17 protein-coding genes and 1 pseudogene are annotated in these 20,770 nt (G+C 67.2%); 6 read left to right on the forward strand and 12 right to left on the reverse strand.

Features of this window, described 5'->3' with window-relative positions:
* Nucleotides 1-20: 20 nt before the first annotated feature.
* The 8 genes and pseudogenes from HWX31_RS08330 to HWX31_RS08365 form a co-directional block, all read right to left on the reverse strand.
* Nucleotides 21-2,144, reverse strand: a complete 2,124-nt coding sequence (locus HWX31_RS08330) for an FUSC family protein (protein ID WP_174959258.1) — start codon at nucleotides 2,142-2,144, stop codon at nucleotides 21-23.
* A gap of 29 nt (nucleotides 2,145-2,173) precedes the next feature.
* Nucleotides 2,174-2,296, reverse strand: a pseudogene (locus tag HWX31_RS34885) (MarR family transcriptional regulator); the annotation flags it as partial.
* Between the two features lie 208 nt (nucleotides 2,297-2,504).
* Complete coding sequence (locus HWX31_RS08340) at nucleotides 2,505-2,801, reverse strand: hypothetical protein (protein WP_174959254.1); 297 nt, start codon at nucleotides 2,799-2,801, stop codon at nucleotides 2,505-2,507.
* Between the two features lie 73 nt (nucleotides 2,802-2,874).
* On the reverse strand, nucleotides 2,875-4,584 hold the full coding sequence (locus HWX31_RS08345) for a tetratricopeptide repeat protein (protein ID WP_244143683.1): 1,710 nt from the start codon (nucleotides 4,582-4,584) through the stop codon (nucleotides 2,875-2,877).
* Nucleotides 4,585-4,755: 171 nt separating this feature from the next.
* Complete coding sequence (locus HWX31_RS08350; protein ID WP_174959363.1) at nucleotides 4,756-5,232, reverse strand: GNAT family N-acetyltransferase; 477 nt, start codon at nucleotides 5,230-5,232, stop codon at nucleotides 4,756-4,758.
* 8 nt (nucleotides 5,233-5,240) lie between these two features.
* On the reverse strand, nucleotides 5,241-5,642 hold the full coding sequence (locus HWX31_RS08355) for a cupin domain-containing protein (RefSeq protein ID WP_174959251.1): 402 nt from the start codon (nucleotides 5,640-5,642) through the stop codon (nucleotides 5,241-5,243).
* An 86-nt stretch (nucleotides 5,643-5,728) separates the two neighbouring features.
* Nucleotides 5,729-6,556 (reverse strand): AraC family transcriptional regulator, encoded by an 828-nt coding sequence (locus HWX31_RS08360; protein ID WP_174959248.1) that lies wholly within the window; start codon nucleotides 6,554-6,556, stop codon nucleotides 5,729-5,731.
* A gap of 62 nt (nucleotides 6,557-6,618) precedes the next feature.
* Entirely contained in the window at nucleotides 6,619-7,587 is a 969-nt protein-coding gene (locus tag HWX31_RS08365; protein ID WP_059616710.1) for a LysR family transcriptional regulator, read from the reverse strand.
* A gap of 135 nt (nucleotides 7,588-7,722) precedes the next feature.
* Here HWX31_RS08365 and HWX31_RS08370 point away from each other — a divergent pair, with 135 nt between their 5' ends.
* A complete protein-coding gene (locus HWX31_RS08370; protein ID WP_174959246.1) occupies nucleotides 7,723-10,008 on the forward strand; it encodes an NADP-dependent malic enzyme in 2,286 nt (761 codons plus the stop codon).
* Between the two features lie 138 nt (nucleotides 10,009-10,146).
* Here the strand turns inward: HWX31_RS08370 and HWX31_RS08375 are convergent, their stop codons facing one another.
* The 3 genes from HWX31_RS08375 to HWX31_RS08385 form a co-directional block, all read right to left on the reverse strand.
* A complete protein-coding gene (locus HWX31_RS08375) occupies nucleotides 10,147-11,322 on the reverse strand; it encodes a porin (protein WP_174959244.1) in 1,176 nt (391 codons plus the stop codon).
* A gap of 152 nt (nucleotides 11,323-11,474) precedes the next feature.
* Entirely contained in the window at nucleotides 11,475-13,319 is a 1,845-nt protein-coding gene (locus tag HWX31_RS08380) for an ABC transporter ATP-binding protein (RefSeq protein WP_174959242.1), read from the reverse strand.
* 166 nt (nucleotides 13,320-13,485) lie between these two features.
* Entirely contained in the window at nucleotides 13,486-14,514 is a 1,029-nt protein-coding gene (locus HWX31_RS08385) for an alpha/beta hydrolase family protein (protein WP_174959240.1), read from the reverse strand.
* Between the two features lie 108 nt (nucleotides 14,515-14,622).
* On the opposite strand from HWX31_RS08385, the gene HWX31_RS08390 reads away from it, so the two are divergent.
* From HWX31_RS08390 to HWX31_RS08405, 4 genes are all read left to right on the forward strand, one after another.
* A complete protein-coding gene (locus HWX31_RS08390; protein ID WP_174959238.1) occupies nucleotides 14,623-15,219 on the forward strand; it encodes a TetR/AcrR family transcriptional regulator in 597 nt (198 codons plus the stop codon).
* 46 nt (nucleotides 15,220-15,265) lie between these two features.
* Nucleotides 15,266-15,925: an HAD family hydrolase gene (locus HWX31_RS08395; protein WP_174959236.1), complete on the forward strand. Its 660-nt coding sequence runs from the start codon at nucleotides 15,266-15,268 to the stop codon at nucleotides 15,923-15,925.
* Nucleotides 15,926-16,110: 185 nt separating this feature from the next.
* Nucleotides 16,111-16,422: a hypothetical protein gene (locus HWX31_RS08400; RefSeq protein WP_174959234.1), complete on the forward strand. Its 312-nt coding sequence runs from the start codon at nucleotides 16,111-16,113 to the stop codon at nucleotides 16,420-16,422.
* 11 nt (nucleotides 16,423-16,433) lie between these two features.
* Nucleotides 16,434-17,183 carry a TetR/AcrR family transcriptional regulator gene (locus HWX31_RS08405; protein WP_244143684.1) on the forward strand — a complete coding sequence of 250 codons (750 nt, stop codon included), beginning with the start codon at nucleotides 16,434-16,436 and terminating at the stop codon, nucleotides 17,181-17,183.
* A gap of 39 nt (nucleotides 17,184-17,222) precedes the next feature.
* Here the strand turns inward: HWX31_RS08405 and HWX31_RS08410 are convergent, their stop codons facing one another.
* Entirely contained in the window at nucleotides 17,223-18,263 is a 1,041-nt protein-coding gene (locus tag HWX31_RS08410; RefSeq protein ID WP_174959232.1) for an iron-containing redox enzyme family protein, read from the reverse strand.
* Nucleotides 18,264-19,342: 1,079 nt separating this feature from the next.
* Here HWX31_RS08410 and HWX31_RS08415 point away from each other — a divergent pair.
* On the forward strand, nucleotides 19,343-20,758 hold the full coding sequence (locus HWX31_RS08415; RefSeq protein WP_174959230.1) for a CoA transferase: 1,416 nt from the start codon (nucleotides 19,343-19,345) through the stop codon (nucleotides 20,756-20,758).
* Nucleotides 20,759-20,770: the final 12 nt, after the last annotated feature.

Below are 20,770 nucleotides of genomic sequence, written 5' to 3' on the forward strand. Positions count from 1 at the left end.
TTGCGTTGAAGGGAAACAGGTCATGGCTGCGCTGCTCCGGACGCCTGGGGCGCCTGCCCCGCCGCCGAGGGATACAGCGACAGCCGCAGGCCGACGAGCGCATGCAGCGTGTCGCGCAGCCGGCGATGCACGAGCGGTGCGGCCCGCGGCGCGGCCGTGTCGCCCGCCGCTGCGCCCGCCGGCAGCGTGCGGTCGGCCACGCGGCGCAGCGCGTCGTCGATCGTCGCGAGCAGCGCGGGCGGCGCCGGCTGGCGCGCGTTCGCTTCGGCGCAGCGCGTGAAGTGCGCGGTGACGCCGGCCAGCACGCGGTCGATCGCGTCGGGCACGTCGCCGTCGAGCTTGCGGCGCGAGCGGCGCAGGTCGAGCGCGTTCAGCGCGATGCGCAGGTCGCGGAAGCTTTCGATCGACGGGTGCCGATGGTCGTCGGACGCGCCGAGGCGCGGCAGCAGCTGCGTCACGCGGTCGAGCATCCGCGACGCGTGGTTGCGCTGGTCGTCGAGCGGCTGCGTCGACGCGGACCGCGCGACGTCCTCCCAGCCCGAGCGCAACAGCCGCCGCACGGCGAGTTCCGCGCCGAACGGCCGGGTCGCGCGGGTCCAGACGAACGCGAACAGCAGCCCGGCGACGCCCGCGAGGTTGCTGTTCAGGAACACGAAGAAATCGGCTTCGTAGGCGCTCTGGATGCTGATGAAGGTCGCCGTGTTGACCGCGACGAGCATCGTCACCATATTGAACTGCGGGCGCGGCAGCAGCGTGCCGACCAGGATGAAGGGGCCGGCGAACATCAGCACGAGCATCGCGAAGTCGTGCACGTGCGGCAGCACGACGAACAGGTACAGGCCGGCGATCACGACGCTCGCGCAGGTCGCGAGGAAGAACCGGAACACCATCGGCGCCGGCTCGTCGAGCGCCGCGAAGAAGCTGCACGACACGGCGACGAGCGTGACGGCGGCTGCGCCGTCTTGCCAGCCGGAGCTGATCCACAGCGCGCACGCGACGACGATCGCGCCGACCGCCGTGAGCGTCGAGAACAGCATCATCCCGCGATCGAAGTAGCGCTCGGTGCCGCCGAGCCGCCAGTGCCGGTAGCGCGGCTGCCAGACGCCCGACTCGTGCGCGATCAGCGCGCGCAGCGAGCGGCAGTCCTGCCATACGTCGATCACCTGGCGCAGCCGCCACAGCGCGTTCGACAGCAGCGCGCCGTCCCAGGTCGCGAGCGCGCTGTCCGGCGGCTGCAGCGCGGCGATGCGCTCGCGCAGCCGGTCCGCGACCGGATCGTCGACGCTGCCGGCGCTGTCGCCCCGGATCGACGGCAGCGGCGCATCGAACCATCTGGCCGCGTCGGCCAGCAGCGCGTCGAGCCCGGGCGGGCGCAGGTGCAGGTCGCGCATCAGCGCGATCAGCGGATCGGCGAGCGACGAGGTCAGCGGCAGGAACAGCTGCATCCGGCCGCTCAATGCCTGCGCGCGCGACAAGATGCGCGGATGCGCGTGGTCGTAGCTCAGCTGGCTCAGCAGGAATTCGAGCCCCGTGATCGTCGCCGCGAGACGCTGCCGGCACGCGGACAGCGCCTTGCCGGCGATGTGCCCGGACAGCGTCTCGCGCCCGTAGAACGCGGCATCCTTGAACCATGCGTCCGTGCGCTCGATCAGCGTCGGCGCGAGCCGGCTCGGAAAGATCGTGCTGCCGACCACGCTCGCGCAGACGATGCCGAGCACGATCTCCTCGGTGCGCGCGATCGCGACGTCGAACACCGTGGTGGGGTCGGTCACGGTCGGCAGCGCGATCAGCGGCATCGAATAGCCGGCGAGCATGAACACGTAGCTGCGCGCGGTGCGGTCGGAAATCGCGAGGTAGAGCAGCGTGCCGCACCACGCGCCGACGATCAGGCTGAACAGGTACGGCGTCTCGACGAACGGCGGCACGAAGAAGATCGCGGCCGCGGCGCCGAGCGCGGTGCCGAGCGCGCGGTACAGCGCCTTCGAGCGCGTCGCGCCGACGAACGGGTTCGACACGATGTAGACGCTCGCCATCGCCCAGTACGGGCGCGGCAGCTGGAAGAACAGGCCGAGGTACAGCGCCAGCATCGACGCCGCGAACGTCTTGGTCGAGAACAGCCAGTCGCGAACGCTCGGATATGTCATGGCGCGAGATCGGGCGGCGGGGCGTGGCGCGATGCGGTGGCATCGGAGGCGTTGTACGCGTCCGGCACGCCGCCGCTCGTCCGGCGCCATGTGCGGGCGGCGAGCACGGGCTTGCTGCTGACGGCGAGACGGAGATCGCGCAGATTGGTCATGGCCGGGATGCTGGTGGCAAGCAGATTCGATAGCAAACTATCGGTTTGGGTCATGAGTACGCCGGGCGGGCGCGGGCCTGCAAACGGCAATGTAGGGTGGGAATCGGGAAATGGTCAAGGCGCCCGTCGAGCGCCGGCCGCACGGACAGCCGGATATTCGTCTGACGTAATGGATGGGTGAGCGGCGCCGGGCCGCTCGACCATTGGGTCAGAAGCCGCTTCTTATCGCGCGCAGGAAGTCGCCGGAGGATTCGTGCGTGTTCACGGCGTTGATGATGTCGGTGAGGAACCAGGGCAGAATCAACTGCGTATCGGGATCGCTGACGCCGACGCTGAGCACCGGCGGTTTTGACGTGGCGTCAGTGCGCGTCGCGCAGGGGGCGGCGCGCGACGCGCAGGTGTGCGCCACCGGCGGGGTCTGCCGGGCGATCGGCCTGGTGGCGGGCACCGATGAGCAGCCGGCAACGAGCACGACCAGGGCAATGGTGGAGCGAAGAAGCTTCATGGGATGCGTTCCATTACGTTGGTTCGACAAAATGACCGGTGACGAGTTCGTCGCTGCATGATTGCCCCGCGATCTATTGCGCCCGCGTCGAGTCGGTCAGTGCGTCGGCCTCGCGCTTCATTTCGTCGGCTTCGGCCGAACGTCCGGTTTGGCGGAGCAGTGTGCCCAGATTCTGCAAGGTGCGAGCTTGATCCTGCCGCCAGGTCAGCGGATCGCCGTATGCGAGCTTGCGGTACAGATCCAGCGCACGGCGCCACGCGTCTTCCGCTTCGCGCGGCTTGCCGGTGCGGCTGTAGAGCACGCCCAGATTGTTCAGTATTCTCGCCTCGTCGGGCTGGTACTCGGCAGGCGCATCGTGCGAGAGCGCGTGAACGATCTGCAGTGCCTGCCGATACGCCTGCAGTGCGTTGGCCGGCCGCCGTTCAATGCGGTACAGCACGCCCAGATTGCCCAGCGTACGCGCCAGGTCGGGCTGGTAAAGCGCGGGGCTTTCGCGGGCGAGCTGCCGGCGGATCGTCAGCGCTTCCCGGTAGGCACGTTCCGCTTCCGGCAGCCGCTCGTTTGCGACATAGAAGTTGCCGAGGTTGTTCAGCGTGCGCGCAAGCGCCGGCCGCCACGCGGCTGGATTGTCATGTGCGAGTGCGCGCTGGATGCCGAGCGCTTCGCGATAGGCGAGTTCTGCGTCATGCATGCGCTGAGTCGCACCGTAGAGGATGCCGAGATCGTTGAGCGTCGTCGCGATCGCGGGCCGGTACATGGCCGGGTCCTGTCGGGCCAGCGCGCGGTCGAGGGCGAGGGCTTCGCGCCACGCGTCCGCCGCTTCCCGCAGGCGCTGCGTGTCGCGGTACAACGTTGCAAGGTTGTCGAAGGTTTGCGCCAGGGCGGGATCGTAGGCCGAAGCGTTGACGCGTTTGAGCGCCCAGTAGATTTCGAGCGCGTGCAGCCATGCGGCTTCGGCTTCGTTTTTCTGCTGCTGCATCACATACAGACTGCCGAGCTGGCCGAGCGTACGCGCGACGGCGGGTTGCCACGCGGCAGGCTTCTGCTGCGCAAGCGCGCGATACTGGATCAGCAGCGCACGATATACCGGCTCCGCACGCTCGGGCTCGTGCTGCACGAGCAGTGTGTCGGCGTAGGCGGTGGCGATGGTCGCATCATCGGGCTGCAGTGCATGGGCTTTCTCCAGGTACGGCAGCGCGTTCCATGGCATGAAGCGAAGCAGTTCAATGCTGGCCGCTTCATAGCTGCGCGCCGCGGACAGCTGGGCGGTGCCGGGTACTTTGGCCGCGAGCTGTGTGGTCAGCGCAGACGCGGCATTCAGGTCGAGGCGCTTCGCTGCCGCGTCGAGTTGCAGTTCGGCGGGGTCCGCGCTGCGCGTGATCGACAACCTGCGCAGCAGATCGCCATAGCGTGTGTTCCATTTCGACGCTTCGGCCGCAGGGTCGATATCGGCGCGGGTCCTGATCTGCGATGCGAGGCTTTCGAGGAGGGTTTCGAGGTTGACGAACGCGGCGTCGTCGGTCGGTTCGCCGTGGCCTGACCGGGAGAAGACCGCGTACAGCATCACGTTGGCCGCTTTCGCCAGCGCAACCCGTTGCTCGGCGGAGAGTCCGTCGCTCTGCACCGCGCGGTTCAGGCGTTCGGTGACGCCGGCGAGCGCAGGTGCGGAGACAGTGCAGCGGTTCCGCACTTCGAGTCCATGCGTGACGTCGACTTCGGAGAACGACGGCAAACAGGCTCCAGCCACCCCCGCAGCGGCACATGCCGTGGACAGCGCGGCCATCGCGATGCCGGACAGCGTCTTGCCAGCACTCATTTCCAGTCAGGTCCGCAGGATCACCGGGACAGCGTTGCGCGGCGCATCGCTTCGCCCGGAGAGCTGCGATGCGACCATGTGTATTGATTCTAGTGAATACCGGCCCCCGGTGGCACGGCACGTCGATCGACTGCCGCCTTAAAGCTCGAGCGCCATGAATCGCGTGCCTTCGACCGGGTTCTCGTAGAACGGCGCGATTTCCGCGAACCCCAATCGCTCGTACAGGCGCTGGGCGAAACGGGTTTGCGCAACGGCGTCGAGAACCAGCGAGGAGAACCCCAGGCCTTTCGCGCGCGCGACCACCGACGTGACGAGCTTTTCGCCGAGCGACAAGCCTCGCCATGCGTCGCGGACATAGAGCCGCTTGAGTTCCGCGATTTCGCTGGAATGGCGCAGCAGCCCCGCGCAACCGGCGATCTCGCGATCGACCTCCGCGACGAAGAACATGCCGGACGGCAGCGTATAGATTCGCTCGAACGCGTCCATCTCGGCATCGAAGCCGCGGTAGGACAGGTCCATGTCGAGCCAGCGAACGTATTCGCGGATCACGGCAACGAGCGCGACGGTATCCGCGGGGAACGCGGCTTCGCGGATGACGGGCATGTGCGTCGGCATCGCGGCAGTCAGGTCCACAGGTCGTTTTCGACCGTTCTTTCGCTGGCCGTGTCGCCCGTGTTGACGACGCCGCGCGGCTCGATCAACAGCAGCTTCACTTCGGACGCCGCATACGGCTTGTGTTCGACCCCCTTCGGCACCACGGCCATCTCGCCCGGGCCCAGCTCCACGGCGCCGTCGCGGAAGTCGATGCGCAAGCGGCCTTCGAGCACGATGAACGTCTCGTCGGTGTCGGCGTGATGGTGCCAGATGAAATCGCCGATGATCTTCACGACCTTGAACTGGTAGTCGTTCATTTCGGCGACGACGCGCGGCTGCCAGTGGCCGTCGATGCGGCGAATCTTGTCGAGCAGGTCGATCGTCCGGCGCTGGCCGCGATGCGCGGGCGCCTGGAGAGTAGGGTGGGACATGTCGGCTCCGTTACGGTGATGACGTAAACGGAGCTTAGGCCGGCCGCCGGCGGGCAGTCTTGAACGATTGTGCGTGCCGGCCGCCGTCAGTCGGCGCGCGGCTGGCCCGTCATCGCCAGCCAGCGCGCGGGCGAGATCCCGTATGCGCTGCGGAAATGCCGCGTCATGTGGCTCTGATCGGAAAAGCCCGCGGCGACCGCGGCGTCCGCGAGGGGCACGCCGCGCAGCATCATCGCGCGCGCCGCTTCGAGCCGGCGCATGGTCAGGTAGCGATACGGGCTCGTTCCGTAGAAGGTGCGGAAATCCCGCGACAGGCTCCAGCGGTCCCGTCCGCTGACGGCGGCGAGCGTGTCCAGCGTGACGGGCCCCGTGCATGCGTCCTGCAGATACTCGCGCGCTCGCTGCACCGCGGCGAAATCCGCGGGCTTGCGCGTCGGCCGGGCGCCGGAGGCGATATCCAGCGCGAGCGCGAGGTCGACGATCGCGTCGTCGCGTTCGAGCGGCTCCGCGCCGTCGCGCATCCGGCGCAGCGCGGCGCGGGTCGCGTCGAACAGGCGCGGGTCGGTCGTCACGCCGCCGTCGATGAACGGCAGCGGCTTGCCGCCCAGCACGGCCTGGATCGCGGCGGGCTGCACGTAGATCATCTGATAGCGGAATCCTTCGTGCGTGCCGGCCTGGCCGTCATGCGCCTCGTCGGGATGCAGGACCATCGTTTGCCCCGGCACGCTGCTGCGCAGGCTGCGCCGATAGTGGAAGCACTGGACGCCGGCGAGGGTCAGGCCGATCGCGTAGGTGTCGTGCCGGTGCATCGAGTACGCGTTGCCGCGGAAATAGGCTTCGATGCGCTCGATGCCGTGCGCGGCTTCCGAGCGGGAAATCCAGTCGGATCGGGTCTGCCTCGTACTGCCTGTCATTGCGCTCTCCCGGCTTTACCTGATGCTTCGGTTTCCTTGCGAATTCGCTGCGCGAGCGGGCGTCAGCCGGCCCGGCCCGCGTCCGCTTCCTGATACAGCGTGCGGAGGATCTGCGCGAAGATCGTATCGATCTCGCGCGCCACGCCCGCGCGCGTGAACGCGGCAACCGGCGGCAGCGTCCAGTCGAGCGTGTACGGCACGATCGCGACGCCGGCGATGCGCACAAGCTCCTCCGCGATATCGGCGGGGACGATCGACACGGCGTCTTCGTTGGCCACGATCACTTCGCCGATCAGGCGCGACGAGTAGCTTTCGACGATCGGCACGGGCGGTGCGACGCCGGCGTGCAGGAACAGGTCGGCGATCTGCTCGCGGATCGGCGTGTGCGGCGGGCCGAGAATCCAGTCGAGCTCCGCGAGCTTGCGCCAGTTGGGCCGGCTGCGCGCCAGACGCGCGGCGAGCCGGCGGCTCGCGATCAGGCGCGGCTTCTGCTGATGCAGCACTTCGAAGCGCAGCTGCGCGAGATCGACGGTCGACGACGCGCGTCCGATCACGATGTCGAGCGTGTGGTCGCTCAGCTGCGCCATCAGCGCATCGCTGGTGCCTTCGTGGATCGTCATCGTGAGCCGCTGCGGCACCTGCGATTGCGTGCGCCGGATCGCCGCCGCCAGCGTGCGGCCCGAGATGAACGGAATGACGCCGATGTGCAGCCGCATCGCATGGCCGGCGACGAGCGCTTCGATATCGCGGGTGAGATGGTCGAGGTCGTGCAGCATCGCCTGCGCGCGTTCGAGCACGACGTTGCCGAGCGCGGTGGGCACCATGCCGCGCGGCGAGCGGTCGAACAGCGGCCCGCCGAACATGCTTTCCAGCTCCGCCAGCGCATTGGTGACCGCCGGCTGGCTGCTCGCGAGATGCTCGGCCGCGCGCGTCAGCGAGCCGTGCTGCCGGATCTGCAGCAGCAGCACGAGATGCCGCATTTTCAGGCGGGCGCTCAGGCGCCGGCTCACTTCCTCGATATCGAATCGCACGACTTACAGACCTGACCATCACGAAAACATGATGGACGCATACTAATTCAAAATGGCGCGCCCGGGACGGCTGCCTAGAATGACGTGCTTCGATGGTCGCCGGGACGGGCCCGGCGCGTGGATGCGAGACGACACATGAACAAGACCGAACGCCAGGCCGCCCTGGAATATCACGAATTTCCGACCCCGGGCAAGATTGCCGTGACCGCGAGCAAGCCGCTCGTGACGCAGCGCGATCTCGCGCTCGCCTATACGCCGGGCGTCGCGGTCACCTGCGAGGAAATCGCCGCCGATCCGGCCCAGGCGTTCCGCTATACGAGCCGCGGCAACCTGGTCGGGGTGATCACGAACGGCACCGCGGTGCTGGGCCTCGGCAACATCGGCCCGCTCGCGTCGAAGCCGGTGATGGAAGGCAAGGCCGTGCTGTTCAAGAAGTTCGCGGGCATCGACGTGTTCGACATCGAGATCACCGAGACCGATCCCGACAAGCTGGTCGACATCATCGCGAGCCTCGAGGCGACCTTCGGCGGGATCAACCTCGAGGACATCAAGGCGCCCGAGTGCTTCACGGTCGAGCGCAAGCTGCGCGAGCGGATGAAGATCCCGGTGTTCCACGACGACCAGCACGGCACCGCGATCACGGTGTGCGCGGCGTTCATCAACGGGCTGGCGGTGGTGGGCAAGGACATCAAGCAAGTGAAGGTGGTGACGTCCGGCGCCGGCGCGGCCGCGCTCGCGTGCCTGGACCTGATGGTCGATCTCGGCTTGCCGCTGGAGAACATCTGGGCGACCGACATCGAGGGCGTCGTCCATGCCGGGCGCACGGTCGCGATGGACCCGGACAAGGCCCGCTTTGCGCAGGAGACGTCGGCGCGCACGCTGTCCGACGTGATCGAGGGCGCCGACGTGTTCCTCGGGCTGTCCGCCGGCGGCGTGCTGAGCGCGCCGATGCTCGCGAAGATGGGGCCGCGCCCGCTGATTCTCGCGCTGGCCAACCCGACGCCCGAGATCTTTCCGGAAGCGGCGTGCGCGGTGCGCGACGACGTCGTGATCGCGACGGGCCGTTCGGACTATCCGAACCAGGTCAACAACGTGCTGTGCTTTCCGTACATCTTCCGCGGCGCGCTCGACGTCGGCGCCACCTCGATCACGCGCAGGATGGAGATCGCGGCCGTCCATGCGATCGCGGGGCTCGCGAAGGAGGAGCCGAACGACTCGGTCGCCGCGGCCTATGGCGCGTACGATCTGGCGTTCGGCCCGAAATACCTGATTCCGAAGCCGTTCGATTCCCGCCTGATCGTGCGGATCGCGCCCGCCGTCGCGAAGGCCGCGATGGAGGACGGCGTCGCCACGCGCCCGATCGACGATTTCGCCGCGTATGCGGATCAGCTTCAGCAGTTCGTCTACCACTCCGGCGCGTTCATGAAGCCGCTGTTCGCGGCGGCGAAGCAGTTCGTGCGCGACGGCGGCAAGGCGCGCATCGTGTTCGCCGAAGGCGAGGAGGAGCGGGTGCTGCGCGCGGTGCAGGTGATCGTCGACGAGAAGCTCGCGCGACCGATCCTGGTCGGCCGCCCGGAAGTGCTGCTCGCCCGCATCGAGAAATTCGGACTGCGATTGAGGCTCGGCGAGGACGTCGAGGTCACCAATCCGGAATACGACGAGCGCTTTCACCAGTACTGGACGACGTACTGGGAGCTGCGCTGCCGCGACGGCATCACGAAGGAGATGGCGCGCGTCGAGATGCGGCGCAGGCTGACGCTGATCGGCGCGATGATGGTGCGGCTCGGCGACGCGGACGGCATGGTGTGCGGCACCGTCGGCGCTTTTCATGACCACCTGCGTTTCGTCGACGAGGCGATCGGCAAGCGGCGCGGCGCGCACGTCTACGCGGCGATGAACATCCTGCTGCTCGACCGGCGCACGCTCGCGCTCGTCGATACGCACGTCAACGACAACCCCACCGCCGAGCAGATTGCCGAGTTCACGATCGCGGCGGCGGCGCAGATGGCGTGGCTGAACCTGACGCCGAAGGTGGCGCTGCTGTCGCGCTCGAATTTCGGCTCCGGCAGTTCGGCGTCGGGCGCGAAGATGCGCGAGGTGCTCGAACGCGTCAGCGAGCAGGCGCCGGATCTCGAAATCGACGGCGAAATGCATGGCGATTGCGCGCTGGACGAAGCGCTGCGGCTGCGCATCCTGCCGACGTCGCGGCTGAAGGGCGCGGCGAACCTGCTGGTGTGTCCGAACGTCGACGCGGGGAATATCGCGTACAACCTGCTGAAGACGGGCGCGGGCAGCAACGTTGCGGTCGGGCCGTTCCTGCTGGGCGTCGATGCGCCGGTCAACATCCTGACGTCGAGCTCGACGGTGCGGCGGATCGTGAACATGGCCGCGTTGACGGTGTTGCAGGCAAACCGGGATTGATCGCGCGGAACGCCCGATGTGCAACTAACGGTCTAGCCCGCCGGCGCCCGCCCGATTCGGCGGGCCGGCGGTATCACAACATCGTTCGGCAATGCGGCCGGTGCGTGCAGTTCGCGCGCGCCGGCCGCCGTCGATGCGTCAGAACTTGTGGCGGATGCCGACGACCGCGAGCTCCTGCGAATCCGTGCCGGAGTTCACGCCGTACGAGCCGACCGTCGCCGCGGCCTTCACGATCGCGCCGCTCGCGTTCAGCGTATTGCCGCTCGCCTTCTGGTAGCCGAACAGCGCGTACAGGTCGGTGCGCTTCGACAGCGAGTAGTTCGCGCCGAGGTTGACCTGGTTGTAGTGCGCGGAGGTCGGGCCCGTCAGCGACGTGTAGTTGTAGCCGACGCCCGCACGCAGCGCCGACGAGAACTGCCAGTTGAAGTACGCCGAGCCGTTGTTGAACTTCGCGGTCTGGCTGAACGCCGACAGCGTGTCCGCGCCGTACTGCGTGTTCGAGTATGCGAGGCCGAAGGTCGCCGCGCCGAGCACGTACTGGCCGGCGACGCGCACGATCTGAATCGACTTCGCGCTCGCGAAGCCCTGATTGATCACGGTATTGAAGAGCGTGTCCGAGCTGCTCGTCCACGTGCGTGCGCCGCTCTTGTCCGTCGTCGTGCCGCCGTTCGCGAACAAGTAGCCGGCGCCGAGCGACAGCGGGCCGTTCGCGTAGCTCAGGCCGAAGCTGTAGGTGCGGCCGCTGCCGGTCGCGCCGGCGACGCCGCCGAAGCCGTACAGCGCGGCGAACTGGAAGCCGGAGATCAGCGGGCTCGTGTACTTCACCGAATTGCTGACGCGCAGGCTGTTGTCGTAGTTGTCGAGGTCGCCCGGCGTCGAGAACACGCCGCCGAAGTAGCCGTCCTCGGTCAGGCCCTGCACGAGATCGACGACCGGATCGTACTGGCGGCCGAGCGTCACGGTGCCCCACCTGTTGCTCGCGAGCCCGACGATCGCCTTGCGGCCGAATTCGCGCTGGCCCTGGCCGAGCGCGCCGGTGCCGATGTTGAAGCCGTTCTCCAGCTGGAACAGCGCGGACAGGCCGCCGCCGAGATCCTCGATGCCGCGCAGCCCCCAGCGGTTGCCCGACAGGTTGCCGCTGCCGAACTTGACGAGACTCGACGCGTTCCGCCCGTTGGCGTCCTGTGCGTTGTGCACGTACGCGATGCCCGCGTCGACGATGCCGTACAACGTGACGCTGCTCTGCGCATGGGCGCCGGTGGCGGCGAGCGCGGCCGGCAGCGCGAGAAGGGCGAGTCGCTTGAATGATTGCATCTTCTGGTTACCCCCGTGGTCGATTGGTGTGACGAATCGCTGAACGATACGGACCACGGACCATCAAGGAAACCAATCATTTCTCGAATGGATATGAAGCGCGGCGACCGTTGCGATCGCCGCGTGAATGGAAGACCGGCAGGGCGCGCCGGCTACTGCACCGCCTCCGCCGTTTCACCCAGGAACCCGCCGCTCTGATGCGCCCACAGCGCCGCATAGATGCCGCCCGCCTGCAGCAGCTGCTGGTGCGTGCCTTCCTCGACGATGCGGCCTTCGTCGAGCACGATCAGCCGGTCCATCGCCGCGATGGTGGACAGGCGGTGCGCGATCGCGATCACGGTCTTGCCGCCCATCAGGCTGCCGAGGCTGTGCTGGATCGCGGCTTCGACCTCGGAGTCGAGCGCGCTGGTCGCCTCGTCGAGCACGAGGATCGGCGCGTCCTTGAGCATCACGCGCGCGATGGCGACCCGTTGGCGCTGACCGCCGGACAGCTTCACGCCGCGCTCGCCGACCTCGACGTCGTAGCCCTTGCGCCCGTGGCGATCGCCCAGCCGTTCGATGAAGTCCGCCGCTTCGGCCCGCGCCGCCGCGTCCCGCATGTCGTTTTCGCTCGCGTCCGGGCGGCCGTAGAGAATGTTCTCCCGCATCGTTCGGTGCAGCAGCGACGTGTCCTGCGTGACCATGCCGATCGCGCTGCGCAGGCTGTCCTGCGTCACGTGGGCGATGTCCTGCCCGTCGATGAGGATGCGGCCGCCGCCCACGTCGTAAAAGCGCAGCAGCAGGTTGACGAGCGTCGACTTGCCCGCGCCCGAACGGCCGATCAGGCCGATGCGCTCGCCGGGCCGGATCGTGAGCGTCAGGCCGTCGAATACCGGCTTGCCGTTGTCCTCGTGCGAGAAGCGCACGGTGTCGAACACGATCTCGCCGCGCCGTACGACGAGCGGCCGCGCGTCCGGCCGGTCGACGACGGCGCGCACCTTCGTCAGCGTCGTGATGCCGTCCTGGATCGTGCCGACGTTCTCGAACAGCTCGGTCATCTCCCACATCACCCAATGCGAATAGCTGGACAGCCGCAGCGCCATCGCGATCACCGCCGCGACCACGCCCGCGCTCGCCTCGCCCTGCGCCCACAGATGGAGTGCGAGACCGGTCGAGCCGACCAGCAGCGCGGTGGTCATCACGTGATTGGTGACCTCGAACGCGCTGACGAGACGCATCTGCGCATTGCCGGTGGCCTTGAACGCCTCCATCGCGTGTCGCGCGTGGTCGGCCTCGCGCCGCGTGTGCGCGAACAGCTTCACGGTCGCGATGTTGGAATACGCATCGGTGATGCGGCCCGTCATCATCGCGCGCGCATCGGCCTGCTCGCTGCCGACCTGGCCGAGGCGCGGCACGAAGTACCAGCACGCGGCGGCGTAGCCGATCGCCCAGACGGCGAACGGAATCATCAGCCGCCACTCGAAGCTGGCGGCCAACAGCAGGATGCCGATCAGGTAGGCGGCCACGCCGACGAGCACGTCCACCGTCATGAACAGCGCATCGCGAACCGCCAGCGCGGTCTGCATGATCTTGGTCGTGACGCGGCCCGCGAATTCGTTCGCGTAGAACGACAGGCTCTGGTCGAGCATCAGCCGGTGAAACAGCCAGCGCAGCCGCATCGGGAAATTGATCGCCAGTGCCTGGTGCTTCGCCATCGTGTGCAGGCCGATCAGCGGCACGCTGCCGAGCAGGACGCCGGCATACGCGAGCAGCGTGCCGAGATGCCGGTTGCGGAAATCGGCGGGCGTCGGGGACGACAGCCAGTCCACCACGTGTCCCATCATCGCGAAGAGCGCCGCTTCGTACGCGGCCAGCGCGGCCGACGTCAGCGCGATCAGGAACACCCAGCCGCGCGCACCTCGCGTGCACGCCCAGACGAACGCGAAAAACCCCTTGGGCGGGGTGACGGGGTCCTCGAGAGGAAAGGTCGGCAAGCGCCGTTCGAACCACGAAAACATCCAGTATCTCCTTGGCGCGGCGCCGGTGCGTATGCCGGAGCCGCGGATGGGGAAAAGCGCCGGCGCGCTTCGTGAGCGACACCGTGCGGGAAGTGAGCAGAGTACTGCAGAAGGCGCCGGTCCGTTGCCCGGTTGTCGGCCGGCGCGCATGCAAGCCGCCGCGGGTTCACTGCGCGTTGATCCAGCCGGCGATCGTGTCGAGCGCGCCGGGCTCGTACGCGCGGCGCCCGAGACCCATGAACAGGAGCTTCTTCCATGCCGGCCAGTCGGATTCGAGCTGATAGTCGAACCAGCGCGCGCGCAGCAGCGCGTGCGTCGCGTCGGGCACCATCACGATTCGCCGGTCGGTGCGACTGCCGAACGCACGGCCGTACGCGTTCGCGTCGTCGACCGGATCGACGTTGCGGTCCTGCCCGCCCCACACGGCGAGCACGGGGCCCTGCATCGTCGCGAGCGCGCGCGACGCGTCTTCCGCGTAATTGCGCGCGATGAAGCCGAAGCGGCGCGGTTCGATGTCGGGGCGCGCGCGCGGGTCGGCGCGCACGCCCGGGCGGCCGAAGATCGCGTCGTTCGACTTCAGTTCGGCGGCGACGTGCGCGTCGATCCGGTCCGGCGCCGCGCCTTCGCGCTGCATGCGCTGCCGGGTCAGGTAGACGCCTTGCCGGCGCCAGTTGACGGCGCCGCCGACGATCACCGAGAACGCGGGACGGATTTCGTTCGCGACGCGCGGGATCACCCAGCCGCCCTGCGAGAAGCCGAGCAGGCCGATCCGGGGCGCAGGGCCGACCGCAGCGCGCACGCGCGCCATCGCGGCGATCGTTTCGGCGGCCCGGTCCTGCATCGATTGCGCGAGCCAGTCGCCGCCGCTCTTGCCGATGCCCTGCTTGTCCCACGTGAACACGCCGATGCCGGCGTCGAGCAGGCTGTTGACGAGCGGCAGGTACGCGTCTTCCGAGAAGCGGTCGCGCGGCCCGTCGCCATGGATCAGCAGCGCGATCGGCGCGTCGGGCACGCGGGCCGGCAGTACCAGCGTGCCCGCCAGCTCGGCGCTGCCCGAACGGAACGTCAACGTCGACGCGCGCGCGTCCTGCTTCAGTTCGAAGTCGGACAGGCCGCGCAGCGCGCAGGCGCCGAACGCGACGAGCGGCACCAGAACCACGGCGACCACGATGCGGATGACGGTCGGTCGTTTCAATTTTTCGCCCTCGGATCGGCGGCTTGACGCGTGTCCGCCGTCGTTTGATAATAGATCGAGTAGTCAGTCTATTAAAGATTCGAGCCAACGTCCAGCAGGGAGTTCACTTTGAGAAAGATCGATCCGGAAAAAGCCGAAGCGAAGCGGCGTCAGATCCTGGATGCCGCGATCGAGTGTTTCGCGCGCAACGGCTTTCACGGCACGTCGACGGCATCGATCTGCTCGGCCGCGGGCATGAGCCCCGGCAACCTGTTCCACTACTTCCCGACCAAGGCGTCGATCATCGAGGCGATTGCGCTGGAGGACCAGCGCATCGCGGTCGACATCTTCGCGAAATGGTTCGACACGGAAGACGCGGTCACCGCGATCGAGGAAATCGCGCTCGAGTTCATGCAGCTCGCGAGCGACCCCGTCCATGTGCGCATCACCGTCGAAATCAGCGTCGAGGCGACGCGCAACGAGGACATCGCGGCGCTGTTCGCCGCGAACGAGTCGCTCGTGAAGGGCCGGCTGGCCGCGCTGGTCAAGCGCGGCATCGCCCAAGGGCGCATCGACCGGACCCTGAAGCCGGACCTGACCGCCACCTGGCTGCTCGCGCTCACGGAAGGCGCGTTCATGCGCGTGGCGTCCGAGCCCGGCTTCAAGATGAAGGCGAACACGCAGATGCTCAGGCTGATCATCCGGCGGATGCTGCAGCCGCAATGAACCGCACAACTTCCACCCTCGCGCACACATGATCCGGAGTTCACGCATGGATATCGATGCCGTCATCTTTGATTTCGACCTGACCTTGGCCGACTCGTCCGCAGGCATCATCGACTGCACGCAGCATGCGCTGCGCGAGCTCGGGCACGACGCCGCGGCGAGCGAGCAGATCCGTCCGGTGATCGGCCTGCCGTTGCAGGCGATGTTCCATGCGTTGACCGCGGACGACCGGCCGGAGCCGGCAGACGAGTTCGCGCGCCGGTTCGTGGCGCGGGCGGACGAGGTCATGGTTGCGTCGACGAAGATCTACCCGGAGGTGCCCGGCCTGCTCGCGCGGCTGCGCGAGCGCGGCGTGGCGACCGCGATCGTTTCGAGCAAGTTTCGCTACCGCATCGAAGCGATCCTCGATGTCGCGGACTTGCGCGCGTCGATCGACGTGATCGTCGGCGGCGAGGACGTGCAACGTCACAAGCCGGACCCGGAGGGGCTCGTGCTGGCGCTGTCGCGGCTCGCGGTGCCGGCGTCGTCGGCGCTTTATGTCGGCGACCACGCAGTCGACGCGCAAGCCGCCGAACGGGCCGGCACCGGCTTTGTCGGCGCGGTGAGCGGAACGACGTCGTTCGACGCGTGGTCGAGCCTGGGCAAGGACGCGGTCCGGCGCGACCTTGGCGAGCTGGCCGACATCGTCCGCAGGCGGGCGTCCTGACTTGCGGGCGGATCTGTCGGAGAATGTGCGCGCTGCACGATGACGGCGGGCCGGGTGTATGTTCGCCGGACAATTGCGCCGCGTCTGCGCGGCTTGTATAAAAGAAGACACGCGTATCGCCGCCCGCCGTTTGCATCCGCAGCGGCGTTCGAGCGACGATCGACTATCGTCAAGGAGTTTCGAGCATGAACAGGATTCGCATTGTCTCGGTGGCAATGGCGGCATCGATCGGCCTTGCGCTGGCGGGCGCGCCGATCGCGTTTGCGCAGGATGCGGCGACGGAAGCCGCACCGATGGCCAAGCCGACGCCCAAGGAAGTCAGCAAGGCGCAGCGCAAGGCGGCGCGCAAGGCCGCTCGGGAAAAGCGCAACCAGGATCTGGGCGCCATCGAGAAGGACGGCTATCGGCTGACCTATCCGCAGAGCCCGCAAAACGGCGCAGGCAAGGCGGACGGCGCCAAGGCCACCAACGGCGCCGCGCCGTCGCCGGGGCAGTAGCGGCCGCCGCGTTGCGCGGCACGCGTGTCGCGCAGCGCATCGCGCATCGTCATCGACGTCTCGCGCGAATTGCCGCAGCGTGGCGGCGGGCAGACCGATCCATTTATAATCGCGGCGATCCTGGGTCCGGACTCTCTCGCCGTCGGCCCAGCGGAAAGGTCACACCCATGAGCACCAAGCGACAGGACATCATCGATACGGCGACACGCCTATTTGCAGAACATGGCTACCACGCCGTCGGCACCGACCGGATCATCAAGGAGTCGGGCGTCGCGAAGATGACGCTGTTCCGCAATTTCCCGACCAAGAACGACCTCATTTCCGAAGTCCTGACGCAGCGGGCGCATCAGGCGCTGGCCTCCATGACGCAGGCGGTCAGCACCAGGGGAACGCCGATCGAGCGCTTGCAGGAACTGTTCGACTGGCATGGCCGCTGGTTCAGGGCGCGTGATTTCGCGGGGTGCATGTTCGTTGGTGCGTTATCCGAATTTCATTCCGACTCGGGCGAGATCATCCGCATCTCGGTCGCACAGAAGGCGAACTTGCGCCTGTTCGTCCAGGGCCTGATGATCGACCTCGTCGAGCCGGCCGCCGCGGAGCGCGTGGCCCGGCAGATCGTGATGCTCCTCGACGGGGCGACCATCGCGGCGGTGGCCGGGGATCGCGATCACGCCGCGCAGGATGCGTGGGAGGTCGCGAAGAAGCTGATCGAGGAGCACGGCGGCGCGGCGTCGAAGCCGCGCGGCGCACGGCGCGCCTGAGCGAGGCCGTGCGCCCGGTGGCGCATGCGCGGTACGTCGTCAGGCAGCCTGGCCGTGCAGCATCGGCAGTGCCAGCAATCTCGCGTGCAGCGCGCTGTAGTAGGCGTCGCAGCTCGACAGCCGCCACGCGGCGCCGAACAGGATGTCGCCGGCGATCGCCGGCGACTGGTCGACGATCGGCGTGATCACGTTGGTCAGCCAGCCGTCGCCGTGAACGACGTCGATCGTGATGTGCTCGTCGTAGTAGCTCAATTCGCCTTCGCTGCCCAGCCCGACCCGCCTGCACCCGTTGACGAGTTTTTCATACTGCGCGGGGTCGAGCAGCTCGGTGATCGCCATCACACCCAGCAGCTTGAAGTAATGGGCGCGATTGACGCAGGCCAGCATGAACTGATTGTGGCCCGCGAGCCCTTCCCATCCCAACACGCTCGCGTGGTTGTCGTCGGCCGGCCCGACGCCGACGACGTTCAGCAGATGCTGGAACAGGTTCACGTGGCTTTGTACCGCATCGCCGCGCCCCGCTTCGTCCCAAATGTTCTGCGCCAGTTCGGTGCGGGCCTCGCTGCGCGCGCCGATCATGGCATAGAGGAGCAGGTCGAAGAAGCGCAGGTTGAGCGCGCTGTCGCTCCGAAAGAACGCGACGATCTGCTCGCGCGACGCCTCTTTTTCGAGGAAGTCGAACAGAGGATGCGACACGACCGCGTGCTGCGACCACATGCGCTTGATCGCCTCGACGATCGAACGGCCGTCGGGCGCGGCAGGGGCGGCGACAGCCAGGCGCCGGCCTTCGCTGTCGAGCCATGCGCGTTCGATATGGCGTCGCACTTGCGTGAGCGTCGGGTTGAACTGGTTGATCGCACGCGGTTCCGTTCCGTCGCACGTGTGCAGGTCGTAAAGCGCAAACAGCGCCCCGTGGACTTCCGCCAGCGCTTGCTCGTCGCGCTGCTCGAGCGCCTTGCCGAGTTCGGATCGAACCCGGGACAGCAGGCGCTGGCTCCAGTCAGGATGGGCATCGACGCGCTCGTCGAGGTCCACGGTGTCGCAAAGCAGCGAAATCGCCTGATGAAGCGGAAGCGTCAATGCGGCGTCCAGCACATTTCCTCGACATGCGTCTTCGCATGCCGATCCGGCAGCGGTACGCGATACCACAATTTCCTCTTGCATGGTGTGCTCGTCCGTAAATTTCTTTTTAATTACTGATTTTACAGCGGATATTATGATTGTAATTTATTTGATTGATTTTTGTAATTGTCGATCTGATATGAAGCGGGCCGATCTTACACGATGCGTCGTAATGAAATAAAAAGGGGTGGCGAAGTATCGGGGGGGGCTGCGCATCATAAGTAATGCAGAAGGATGCGCGCGGAATCCGGATCGACTCCTTGGTCGATCATCTCGCGCTGCTGGCGGCGCAGGGGGCTGACGTGGAGTGGTTGGCGCCGGCGCGGCGGGATTCGACGCCGGCAGGGGGCGAGGCTGTCATTGCTGACTTGGGCTGTGCCCTGTTGTTGTGTTGCCTCGCCCCTGACGCTGCCCGGTCTTGCGTCTTCTCTCAGGTTCTCACGGGCCCTGCGATGTGGCTGCTTACGAAGCATTCGTTGCCTGCCTTCCCGGGCCGTCGGAAATGCGGCCGAAAAGGCGAGTAATCGGGGATGCGCACGCAGACAGAATTTTGTGTATTTAAATGATACGGATGAGTATCACGCAAATAATCGTCGAACCCGCGTGGCTTGTCAAGCGGTCAGGCGATCGGCAGGACGATGCGCGGGCATGCGCTCCGGGACATGGCGTCCGATGGCCGGTGGTCGATGCGCGCGGCGGCGGTGATTCGCGTTTCAGCGAGTAGATGGGGTCTACTAATGTCGAACAGGTCTGCGCGTTGGCCGGTACGCGGCGGGGTGATGCAAGCCGATTCGATTGAATGTGTATTACGGATTCCGTTTGGTATTTTTGAATAGATACCAAGCGGTCTCATTGTCTGATTGATCCGAAGGGCGATGCGCTATGCAAAGTCACGGAGATTTGTCGACTTGCCGGTCCGCCATTGCTTGAAAATGGCCGTTGCGTAAAAAGATATCTTGATTCGCTGAATCAAGATTGACGCTCGAAGTTGCCGACGAATAGACTTTTTTTACCCCATATACGAATCAGGACGAGTCATGTCTGAACACGCTTCGACATCGGCACTCGAACAGGCCGGCAGCGCATGCACGGACGCCTATCTACGTGACGTCTGGCAGGCGCTGAACGGAGATGCCGATCGTCTGAACATCCTGACGTTCACCGGCACGGGCGTGTTGCCGTCCGTCTTTCCCGTCACCGATTTCGCGTCGGCCGCGGTCGGCGCGGCGAGCGTCGCGCTCGCGGAGCTCGTGCAGCGGGCACACGGCGCGTTGCCCGCCGTCGAAGTCGACCGGCGCTATGTGTCGCTGTGGTTCGGCACGTCCTTGCGTCCGCGCGGCTGGGAAATGCCGCCGCAGTGGGACGTGATCGCGGGCGACTACCGTGCATCCGACGGCTGGATCCGGCTGCATACCAATGCACCGCACCATCGCGACGCCGTGCTTGCGGTACTGCGCACGCCGCTCGACAAGACGGCCGTCGCGCAGGCGGTCGCGCGCTGGCGCAAAGACGAACTCGAGGCCGCGGTGGTCGAGCAGGGCGGCTGTGCGGCGGCGATGCACACGCAGGACGAATGGGCCCGGCATCCGCAGGGGCTCGCGGTGCGGGCCGAGCCCTTGCTGATTCACGACGCGGTGAGTGTCGAAGGGCCGCGGCCGCTGTGGACCGTGCCGGCCGCGCGGCCGCTGCAGGGCGTGCGCGTGCTCGACCTGACGCGCATTCTCGCGGGGCCGGTCGCGACGCGCTTTCTCGCGGGCTTCGGCGCGGACGTGCTGCGTATCGATCCGATCGACTGGGACGAACCGAACACGGTTCCCGAAGTCGTGCTAGGCAAGCGCTCCGCGCGCGTCGACCTGAAATCGGGAGACGGGCGCGCGGTGCTGCGGCGCCTGATTCGCGACGCCGACGTGATGGTTCACGGCTACCGGCCCGATGCGCTCGATCGCCTCGGCTTCGACGCCGACGAGCGGCGGCGGATCAATCCGGGGCTCGTCGACGTGTCGCTCGACGCGTATGGCTGGAGCGGGCCGTGGCGTGGGCGCAGGGGCTTCGACAGCCTGGTGCAGACGAGCACGGGCCTGGTCGAGACGGCGATGCGCGTGAAGGGCGCGGATCGTCCCGTTCCGCTTCCCGTGCAGGCGCTCGATCACGGCACCGGTTATTTGCTCGCCGCCGCGGCGCTTCGCGGGCTGACGCGCCGACTGGCAACCAACGTGGGCACGCGAACGCGTGGATCGCTGGCGAGAACGGCGCTGCTGCTGTCGTCGGGCGGCCTGCAGGCGCCGGAGCGCGTGCTGCTCGCCCCCGAGGAGCCGGGTGACCTGGACGCATGGATCGAGGAGACGAGCTGGGGCAGTGCGCAACGCGTGCGGGCGCCGGCGCGGGTCGACGGCGCACCGATGCGCTGGGCGCACCCGGCGCGCGCACTGGGTTTTTCCACCGCGACGTGGTAACCGCATCGATCG

Source organism: Burkholderia ubonensis, assembly GCF_902833085.1.
GTDB classification, from domain to species: domain Bacteria; phylum Pseudomonadota; class Gammaproteobacteria; order Burkholderiales; family Burkholderiaceae; genus Burkholderia; species Burkholderia ubonensis.